General features: G+C 58.7%; 8 protein-coding genes. 2 read left to right on the plus strand and 6 right to left on the minus strand.

The window, feature by feature from the left end; genetic code table 11:
- The coding region (gene cysD / locus EOD15_RS19535) for a sulfate adenylyltransferase subunit CysD (RefSeq protein WP_148129583.1) at positions 1-664 on the minus strand (664 nt) is incomplete at its 3' end.
- A 489-nt stretch (positions 665-1153) separates the two neighbouring features.
- Between cysD and EOD15_RS19540 the strand changes: the two genes are divergently transcribed.
- A complete protein-coding gene (locus tag EOD15_RS19540) occupies positions 1154-2470 on the plus strand; it encodes an O-antigen ligase (protein WP_127322591.1) in 1317 nt (438 codons plus the stop codon).
- A complete protein-coding gene (locus EOD15_RS19545) occupies positions 2467-3402 on the plus strand; it encodes an NAD-dependent epimerase/dehydratase family protein (RefSeq protein ID WP_127408747.1) in 936 nt (311 codons plus the stop codon). Before EOD15_RS19540 ends, EOD15_RS19545 begins: the two co-directional genes overlap by 4 nt.
- Positions 3403-3454: 52 nt before the next feature.
- Here the strand turns inward: EOD15_RS19545 and EOD15_RS19550 are convergent, their stop codons facing one another.
- From EOD15_RS19550 to EOD15_RS19570, 5 genes are all read right to left on the minus strand, one after another.
- Complete coding sequence (locus EOD15_RS19550) at positions 3455-3997, minus strand: sugar transferase (protein WP_127271926.1); 543 nt, start codon at positions 3995-3997, stop codon at positions 3455-3457.
- Between the two features lie 122 nt (positions 3998-4119).
- Entirely contained in the window at positions 4120-5055 is a 936-nt protein-coding gene (locus tag EOD15_RS19555; RefSeq protein WP_127320325.1) for a glycosyltransferase family 2 protein, read from the minus strand.
- A 33-nt stretch (positions 5056-5088) separates the two neighbouring features.
- Positions 5089-7077, minus strand: a complete 1989-nt coding sequence (locus EOD15_RS19560) for a nucleoside-diphosphate sugar epimerase/dehydratase (protein ID WP_164761694.1) — start codon at positions 7075-7077, stop codon at positions 5089-5091.
- A 269-nt stretch (positions 7078-7346) separates the two neighbouring features.
- Positions 7347-9122 carry a sulfotransferase gene (locus EOD15_RS19565; RefSeq protein WP_127320327.1) on the minus strand — a complete coding sequence of 592 codons (1776 nt, stop codon included), beginning with the start codon at positions 9120-9122 and terminating at the stop codon, positions 7347-7349.
- Between the two features lie 3 nt (positions 9123-9125).
- On the minus strand, positions 9126-10533 hold a 1408-nt coding region (locus EOD15_RS19570), incomplete at its 5' end, for an ABC transporter ATP-binding protein (RefSeq protein WP_148129585.1).

Here is a 10533-nt window from a genome sequence, read left to right on the forward strand (position 1 = left end):
GCATGCCGTCGCGTTCCACCACCGGTCGTTCCTTGGCGAAATAGAGCGGCACGATCGGGATACTTTCCTGCAGGATGTACTGCCAGATATCGAGTTCGGTCCAGTTCGACAGCGGAAAGACGCGGATCGATTCACCCGATGCGATGCGGGTGTTGAATATCTTCCACATTTCGGGGCGCTGGTTCTTCGGATCCCACACATGCTGGGCGTTGCGGAAGGAAAAGATGCGCTCCTTGGCGCGCGATTTCTCCTCGTCGCGACGAGCGCCGCCAAAGGCCGCATCGAAACCGTACTTGTCGAGCGCCTGGCGCAGCGCCACGGTCTTCATGACATGGGTGTGGGTGTTCGAACCATGGTCGAACGGATTGATGTTGTCGCGCACGCCGTCTTCATTGACATGAACCAGGAGATCGAAGCCGAGTTTCTGCGCCATCTGATCGCGGAAGGCGATCATCTCGCGGAACTTCCACGTCGTGTCGACGTGAAGAAAGGGGAACGGCGGCTTGGCGGGATAAAACGCCTTCATCGCCAGATGCATCAACACGGATGAATCCTTGCCAACCGAATAGAGCATGACCGGCTTGGCAAAAGCGGCCGCAACCTCACGGAATATATGGATGGACTCGGCTTCAAGCCGCTGAAGATGCGTAAGCGCTGTTGTCATGGGCCGTGGGCGTTCTTTCGTATCTTCCAACAGAAGACCTTGCCTCAAATCATCGAGCTCTTCGCGCCCGGTTCGAGCCTTGTTTCTGGACGTTCTTTCTCGTGCCGGCGTTCTAGCAGATCGCCATTGTCAAGAACAATGCTGGACTGACCCGGCCGCACATGGTTCGAGAATGAATTTTCCACAGATGCCGGCAAATCCGGAAATTCCTGCCTGCAAGCTCAACGGCCCAGAAAACGCGGGGAAAATATTGCTTGAATGGATCAGCTGCGGCTTTCAAGGGACTTCCTCTGGTCGGCCCGCGCCTGCCGCCGATTTTCGGTGGCAATCTGCCCTATACACTATCGAAAATGGGGGGCAGCCGCTATACCAGCCTCGGGAAACGGGCAAGTGCATCATCAGGCATGGGGCAATTTCGAGGCGAGCGTATTCAACTTCGCTAAACAAGATCCGCCGCATGAAACTTGCCGAAGACAGCGAGCCCGAAAATTGACCCGGCTTTCACCCCTGAGACAGCAATTCACGCCTTCGCGGATCAACAACTACTTCTCCATCCTTTGCTTCTTTTTTCCACCGGTTCTGGGATCGGTGGTCAGCTTTGTATTCAATGGCGGAGGCCTATCGTCAGTCCTGCTGATTGCTTTAGGGAAAAGGCGCTTCAACGCCGACCGGCCCATGATCTGGTTGACGGTCGCGATCTATGCCTACTGCGCCTCCAATCTCCTGGCTTCCATCGTCAACAATTCGTTCGCCCGGGATGCGCCACATCTTATCCCGCTCGTCACCTTCCTGTTTTTTCCCGTGTCCTATTCGACCTGGAGCATCACGCAGAAAACCACGCTTGCCCGCATTGTCGTGCTTTCCAGCATGGCCGCCTGTTTTGCCGCGCTGCTCATGGCCGTCATCCAGCAATATTGGATTGGCGTCAGGGCCGAGGGGGGAGCCGGAAATCCGATCGTCTTCGCAACCGTGGTGTGCCTTGCCGTGGTGATGTGTGTGGCTGGCGCCTTGTCCGGTGTTGAGCAAGCCCGGACACCCCTCTTCTACGCGACACTGGCAGGGACGATCGCCGTCATCTATTCCGGCTCGCGTATCGTCTGGCTGGCACTGCTGATCGCCGGCATCGCCGTCATGCTGATCAACCGGCACAGGCTCAGAGGCAGGAATGCCGTTCGCCTGCTGCTGCTGCTGGCAGCGGTCGGCGTCGTGATCACTGCTTCCAGCTTCCAGGCGATATCCGGGCGGGTCGACTTTTTGCGCTCCGATTGGGGTGCGCTTGGGGCTGGCGGCAACTACGACACCTCGTTGGGAATACGTGTTGCGCTTTGGGAGATCGGCCTCAAAGCATTCCATGACATGCCACTGTTCGGGCACGGTGTGGGTGCAACCCAGCATCTGATCAAGCAGGGCTTTCATGAGCAGTTCGCGATGGACACAGGCTTCAACCATTTTCACAACGGCTTCCTGACCGCCCTCGTGCAAGCGGGAATTCTGGGTGCCGTGACGCTGGCTGCGATCTTTATCGTTGCGGCTGGAAATGCCGCCAGGGTCTTGCGAAACAGCAACGATCCGAACGAGCGGTTCGGCGCCACCATGATTGTCGTCGTGGTGATCACCTATCTGACGGCCGGAATGACAGGCATCCTGATCGGCCATGACATTCTGGACTCGGTGCTGATGGTCTTCATGGTGAGCGGAACATATCTCGCCTCCGGACGCCATGTTCCTTTGTTGGAAGAGCAGGCACTTGCACCAGTGATGGAAGCGCGAGTAGTCAGCAAAGAGCTGTTTCGGGCAAGGCCATGAAGGTTCTGGTCACGGGCGCGACAGGTTTCATCGGGCGTCTTGTCGTGCGCCACCTTCGCGAAGCCGGTGCCGAGCTTCGCCTCGCCTCCCGCCATCCCGAGAGGCTGGGTTCGGAGAACGAGACTGTGCCGATGCCCGGCTTCGATGCGCCGGCCGCCGCCTTCCTGGAACTGACCCGGCATATAACTGACGTCGTCCATTGCGCCGGCCTCAACAATGATCAGGGAAATGCAACCGAAGCCGATTACCAGGCGGCCAATGTGGAACTGAGCGCAAGGCTGGCGCATGCAGCGGCCGCCCAGATAAGCGGACGTTTCATTCATCTCTCCTCGATCCGAGCGGTGATCGGCGCGCATGTCAGCGCAACGATCGACGAGGACACGCTTCCTGCCCCACAATGCGCCTATGGACGCTCGAAGCGCGAAGGCGAGATCAAGGTTTTGGACGCCTACGCGTTACACGGGCGCTCGGACGCCGCCGTGTTGCGCCTGCCTCCGGTTTATGGAAGCGGCATGAGGGGAAATCTGGCAACGCTGATGCGCCTTGCCGATACGCCGCTGCCGCTGCCGACGGGTGCCTTGACCGGAATCCGCTCGCTGATGTCTTCCGAGGCCGCGGTGCGAGCAGTGTCGCACCTGCTCAGCCATTCCGGACCGCTTCGCCCGATCTATGTCGGCGCAGATGTGCCGCCGGTCGCCGTCGAGGCCATCATCGCCGCCTTTCGCAGAGGTTTGGGGCGGCGTGTGCGCCTGATGGCTGTGCCGGCCGGTCTGATACGGCCGGTCGTGGCCGCGCTCGGCAGGCGGGCGTTCTGGGACAGCCTGACCGCGACGCAGATATGCGACCCCGCCCTGCTGGTATCGCAGGGGTGGACGCCTGAAGCCCGCACGGTCGAGCGGCTGGCCGAGCTGGCGCGGCTCGGTAGATCCTGACTTTCTTGCTTGACCATGATCTTTTCCAAAAACCGGCTTCCACTTTTTGGGATCATGGTCTGCGGTAGAGCGTTCCAAACAGTATCCGAAGGTCGAGCCAGAACGACGCAGTGCGGAGGTAGGCAGCATCCGTTTCGGCCAAAAGCTCCGGGTTCGACATGTCGATGCCCCTGATCTGGGCCAGGCCGGTTATGCCCGGCAGCGCCGCCAAAACCCCCAGCCGCCTGCGACACTCGATCAACTCCGTTTGGGTCGGCAGGCAGGGGCGCGGCCCGACCAGGCTCATTTCGCCCTTCAGGACGTTCCAGAATTGCGGCAGCTCGTCGAGCTTGAACTTCCGTAAGACCTTCCCGACCGATGTCACGGAATCCGCCGGCGCCTCATGCGAGGGTAGCGACGGCGTCCCGACATACATGGTGCGCAACTTGTGGCAGCGGAAAAGCCGACCGTCACGGCCGACCCGCACCTGCGAAAAAATAGCCGGGCCCGGCGACGATGCCCGAACGGCAAGGACGGTGAGCGCCAAGACAGGAGATGTCGCCACCAGCAGCAGAGCCGCACCGGCAATATCGAAGATTTGCTTGGCTGCCTTCATGAACGGCCGATAGTGCTCCCTGCCGAAGTCCCGAGGCAACGCCGCAGGCCAATGCCGTCAATCCGGTCGACGTAGCATGAGCCGATCTCTTGACCAAGCGCGCCACGCAGCCGTCGCAATGTTCAGATGCGCCCCAGGATGAAGGCGAGATAGAGCCCAATGTTTCCGGAAACGGTCTGCCGATAGACGCCGCTTTGGCGCAAGCCTGCCAAGCGGCGGGAAAGGCCACCGTTGCGCCCGCGGATGAAAAGGTCGAGGCACGCCGTCGCGTCCTCGGTCAGGAGATCGCGATTGACGGCGAGACCGTCGAGGTTGAGGTCCGTCCAGCCGGCGAATTCCCCCTTGAACAGGCGGCCAAGCCGAGAGAACCTTGCTTTCCAGGACACGTTGGCGCCGACCAGGTTCGCCGCGTGCTGCCGGTAGCGCACCAGCGGTCGCGGATCGTAGCGGACGATGCCGGCGGCGGCGGTCACTATGAGATAGGCCCACCAGTCATGGCTGACGAACCCGGTCCGCGTGGAGGCCCTGGCCAGCAGGTCGCGTGCCGCGGCGTTGAGCAGGATTGTGTTGCCGCCGGCGATGCTTTGCACAAGCGCATTGCGAAAGGATGGCGGCCGGGCAAACAGCGGCGAATGGCCGACAAGGCTTCCTGTTTCCGTCATGGTTGCGGTTCGCGAACAAAACATCAGCGGGGTTTTCGCATCCTGGGTCCGCATCCAGCTGATAGCGCTCTCCAGCCTGTCGGTCTCCCAGATATCGTCCTGGTCGCAGAAGGCATAGCAGTCCGCCTCGATGCGTCGGTCGACGATCATGGAGCGGAAATTGGCGGCGAAGCCTTGCCGCGGCCCCTCTACCAGCGTCATCCGCCCCTTGGGCCGCCAGCGGGATTTCCATGTCTCGATGATGGCGGTCGTGCCATCGGTGGAGCCATCGTCTGAAATCCACAAGTCGACCAGAGGGTGCGACTGCTCGAGCAGGGATTGCAGCTGCTCCTCGATGAAGGCGGCGCCGTCTTTCGTGCCCATCAGGACCGCGATGCGCAGATCATCTTTGCTCACGAGCAAGATCGCTTTCTGAATTCTGAACCGGGCCTAGCTCGCCTGCCCCGCCGTTTTCGGGATCGCGTCTTGACGTGCACTCGCCCTGGCCTTCTTGGCGCGGTCGAGACCTGCCAATGCGGCGAGCGCGGCAGCCTTGTCCTGGTTTTTCGCCGACTGCTGCAGGGCCGTGAGCGCGACCTGGACATCCGACCATTCCACGACGTCCGTGCTGAGGCCGAAAACCTTCGAGATGCCGAGTTCGACGAGTTCCTCGTCTTCGCCATGCAGCGTTTCGTGAAGTTTTTCGCCCGGCCTGATGCCGGTGAACCGGATCGCGATGTCCTTGTATGGGCTCTTTCCGGACAAGCGGATCATCGTTTCGGCCACTTCAAGAATCGGCACCGGCTTGCCCATGTCGAGCATATAGACGGCATAATCGTCTCCGCTCTGCCGCGACGCGGCATCGGCCGCCGACATGATGACGAGATCGACGGCTTCGGCCACGGTCATGAAATAGCGCGTCATACGCCGGTCGGTGATGGTGACGGGCCCCCCAGCCTCGATCTGCGCCTGGAATATGGTCGCCACCGAACCATTGCTGCCGAAGACATTGCCGAACCGCACTGCAATGAACTTGGTGGCCGGGAGGCGCCCGCCCGTCTCGCCTGCCGGCGTGCCGTGCAAGGCACTGATGAGCTGTTCGGCGGCCCGCTTCGTCATGCCAAGCACCGATGAGGGATCCACCGCCTTGTCGCTCGATATCAGGACAAATTGCGCAACCCCGCACTTGGCGGCAACCTCGGCGCAGACGAGCGTTCCGAAAATGTTGGTTTGAATGGCCGAATCCCAGTTCTCCTCGAGCAGCGGCACGTGCTTGAGCGCCGCGGCGTGAAAGATGATGTCCGGCCGGAATTCCGTGACGACACGCATTATCTGGCGCCGGTCGGAGACATCGACGATGCGGACCTTGAGTCGGTCATGGTCCTTCTCGTCAACATACTGGCTCAGCTGGAAGATGCCGAACTCGGAGTTGTCGGCGACCAGCACCGCCTCGGCTCCCAGTTCCAGCGACCGCTTGACCAGCGTCTGGCCGATCGAACCGGCGCCGCCGGTCACCAGAACGCGTTTGCCGCTGACAAAGGCGCCGATGCGCTGGATGTCGGACGCGACCGCCGGACGGCGCAGGATCGTTTCCATCTCGACGGTGTCGAGAACCAGCTTTCCATGCTGTTCCAACTCCGAAAGACCTGAGAACTGCACCACATTTATGTCGCCGTGCCGGGCAATGCGCACAAGTTCCGAATAGTCCTCGATTTCGTGCTCGGCGCCGCTGCCGAAAATCAGCAAGTCCAGGCTTTTGGTGCCGCTGGCATAGTCTTCCAGGACATCGATCAGACGCGGCAGGGTCGCCACCACGGGAACACCTTGAATCCGCGTGCCCAACGGTGCGCCGCGCTCGGTCGCCATGATGCCTGCGATGGAATAGTCAGCCGGCTGCGCCGTGCGCGTGAAACGAATGATCAGGTCGGCCTCGCCGAGCCGGCCAACGAACAGCGCGCGCTTGGGCTCAGTATCGTCGGACTTGCGGCCAAGAATGCCCCAGCTCGCGCCGTCACGCAGGAAGCGGTAGAACAGCCGGGGTGCCGATATGATGGTGAAGGAGACGAGGAAGAAGACGATGAACTGACGCTCGTTGAGCCCCGCCACCGGCCGGTAAAAACGCAGCAGCAGCGACGCCACATAAAGAGTGAACGTCAAGATCGCGCAGCTCTTCAGGATGTTGAAAAAGTCCGGCGTCGAGGCGAAGCGCCAGACGGTGGTGTAGAGGCCACTGTAGCGGAACAGCAAATGGCTGATGACGACGATGCCCGCCCATGTCGCCAGACCCTCCTTGGAGAGCGCGTCGAACGAAAGATTAGACCGCGAAAGCACGAGGCTGAGTGCCACGGCGACCAGGACCATGACCACGTCCTGGACCATGATGAAGGCGCGCCGCATCTGTGGCCTGAGCCCGAACACAGCTTCTAGGTGGGAATTCATTGGACGGCACTAGACTCCAGGCTCAGGGGCATCAACACCAGCGAGGTGCGAACACGAAGATACTTCGCGACCAATCACCTTACTCAAGTACCATCCCCGGCCCCCGCCGTCCTGTATCGCATACTGCGGGGGCGAGGGCATAGCTAGAGGTTTTTGGAAATGTGCGCAAAAAGGGGGAAGCGAGCTATGTCTCTGAACGTGAACCCGTCTTAGTCCTTGCCTCCGCTGGCCATTTCCAGCGTCATTCCCCGATGCACGGAACACTTGCTTTAGCCACGCTCCCAAACACCCAATTCCGACGCAACATCGGCGCAAATGCCAGATATAGCAATCAGATCATCCTGATCCAAAGCGTGCCGTTTGGAGTGGGGGCGCCCGGCTTTCATTGGCCGGACAGGCTTTCCGGCGTTCCAAGTGCCGAGGATTTTGCCAAGCTCCGCGGACGGGTCGACAACCAGATCCTCGTACTTCACCAGAACATGATTGCCGCGGTCTTCGAGAATGCGCTCCGCTAAGTAGCGCCAGAGCATGGCGCGCTTGACCGGCAAATTTTCTGTTTCCGCAATCAAGCGCAACTCGGTACGACGCAAGGTCGAAAGCCACAGATCGTTTGCGTTCCCGACAGGTCGTATACTGGTATCTGCGTTGAGCAAGTGAGGAAAGCTGGTCTTCCACGAGGCGATGGTGTCGAACGGGTTGCGCACGCACACCACGATACGGGCGTCAGGTAAAACGCGACGCAAGCGTGGTAGGCTGGAAACGAATGCAAACGTGTTTTTTGCGGCCAGGGTGAAATTCTCATCGTCGACGCGAGGCACGTAAGTTGACAGTTGATCGAGCAATGCCGTGTCGGCGATGACACTTCCATTCGTCACTTTATTAACGACCGGCTCACCTTCGACGACCAGCCTTCGGACTTTCCTCAGATAAGTAGCGAGCGCCCATGCCGGTCCTGCCCCTTGCAAGCCGGTCACCAATTCTGGCGTCTCGTTCAATGCGATCGCGTTGCTCAAGTTGTCGATAAGTTGACACAAATAACTCGTCCCACTTCTAGAAATGCCAGTTATCAGCAAAGTGTTGGACGAATTCGGAACCTTGCTAGGTCTCCTGTTTGTACTAAGAATTTTCAACCATTCGGGATGTGCTTCAAGCACCTTACGAGTGGCCGCCGACTTCGTAGCGAAATGCAGCATCTCGGAAAGCAACTCAGGTTCCTCGCGAAGGACCGCGGGCCAATGATAGTGCGCCAGTCGGACGTTCGGAAATGGCGACAGCGGCATGAGATGCGTTGGGTGGTTTTGCGTGAAATCCATCACCCGCGGCCTGACGCCAAGCTTATGAAATGCGACGGCAAGACCGAGTTGATCACTCCAAAGCCGCCTATCCGGCAGCCCCTCTGCGCATCTTATCTTAGTGCTCATGCCCTCCCATTCGTCGGCCAGTTGTCCGGCGAATCTGCTTTCAACAATCATCACGCCGCTGTTGTAGAAAGGGAGAGAATATTGACAGGTTGCCGTCATCGGGTAACGAATATCAGGAAAACGCACTCCGCAAATTTCGTATATTTGCCTCCAGACTTCAACATCATTCTCAAAAGGAACAGCATCAGCCAACTTAATCCTAACACCATTGTGCCCAGGATGAGTGAAATCAGGCTTACCCAAACACAAAATATCAGAATCTAAGAATGCTATGACAGGGCGATCCACAGCTATTCGTAGGCATCCTATCTTGTTGGCGTGAGAAAATTCCATTCCCCAAGGATTAGTTATTGGCTCTTGTCGAACGCCCAGTGACTTTAATTCCCCTTCTGTCTCTTTACTCAACACGCCCCACACCTCTGGCGGCGTTGGAACGCCGGCAACCAGGTCTATGCCATCTCCGCACCATCGGCGTAGGGAGGCGGCAAGAAGCAGCGCCTTGGCCTCCCACTCGCCAGCCTGACAAACAAAAACAACTGTGACATCGTTATAGTCTTGGGTCTTGGGGTGTGCTCCAACCTGCCGTTGGAGAGAGCGAATTCGGTCAAAAAAAGATTCCAGCATGCCCTACGCTTTTTCGGTAAATTCGCTTTCGGAGGAAACTGTCAGCATCGGCTCAATGTTAAAGAAGCCCGTGCCAATCATGTTCGGCTCCGACGCCACGCGAAACAGTTCCACGTCGATGACTCTATGCATAACGAAACCGTCGCCGCCCACGGTACCAGTGACTCCGCAGTTCACAGCGTATGTACCTGGGAGAAAGCCGCATTCAAACTCGTATTGGACACGGCGAATCGTGCCCCCTGATACCGATTTCAGCTGTAAGCCAAGGGTATTCTTCGAGTTGGCTCCCCCAAGACCCGCCCCATTTAGAGCCTTTACGAACATCCCGAATCCGACGTTACTAGCCTGAGCGGAAAAATTTACGAAATACTCAAAAACGTAACGCTTACCGAGTTGTAGAACATTCACTCTCTCGCCCGACAGTGTCAGAATGCGAGCGTCGTGGATGCGGGCACCTCTCTCTTCAAGGTACACGGTGGATTGGGATTTGAGAGCCGGGTCAAAGTAATCTGCGTATTTGAGAATTCGGTTATTCTCATCGCGGTTAGGTTCGGCCACTTCGGTTTTTGTGGCCGATGACGGTGTCCCGTTGGTTCCTCCGCCAACTCTCAAAGCCTCATCCGCCTGGAGAATACTTGCCCGAATCTCACCGGCGCCTTCGGAACTCGCATTAACCAGTCGCTGGTATTGAGCTACTACGGTTTTCGGCCGGCCTTCCAAAATGAGTTCACCCGCGTCGACGAGCATCGCTCGCGAGCACAGTTGCACGATAGTCTGCGCACCGTGGCTTACGAAGAGAATGGTGCCACCTTTGTCCTTGATCTCCTCGATGCGAGCGAAGCATTTGCGCTGAAAGGCCTCATCCCCCACCGACAGCGCCTCATCCACCACCAAGATGTCGGGATCGACATTGATGGCCGTAGCGAAGGCCAGGCGCACATACATGCCCGACGAATAGGTCTTCACCGGCTGGTCGATGAATGGGCCGATATCGGCGAAGCGAGCAATGTCATCGAAGCGCCACTCCATCTCCTTGCGCGGAACGCCGAGTATGGATGCGTTAAGGAACACGTTTTCGCGTCCAGTGAATTCGGGATTGAATCCAGCGCCAAGTTCCAACAGCGCGGCAATGCGGCCGTTGACTTCGACCGAACCGGTGGTCGGTTGCAACGTACCGCAGATTATCTGCAGCAGCGTGGATTTTCCGGAACCGTTGCGGCCGATGATACCGACAGTTTCGCCGCGACCGATCTCGAACGAAATATCTGACAGGGCGGCGAAATCGCGGAAATAGCGGCGCGGTGGACGCCCGATCAGCCGTTCCAGCCGAGGTACCACCATTTGCTTGAAGCGATCTTCAGGCCGTTCGAACATGACATAATGTTTGGATACGTCGCGTACACGAATGGCG

Origin of the sequence: Mesorhizobium sp. M7A.T.Ca.US.000.02.2.1, from assembly GCF_003996995.1 — a bacterium.
Classification (GTDB): domain Bacteria; phylum Pseudomonadota; class Alphaproteobacteria; order Rhizobiales; family Rhizobiaceae; genus Mesorhizobium.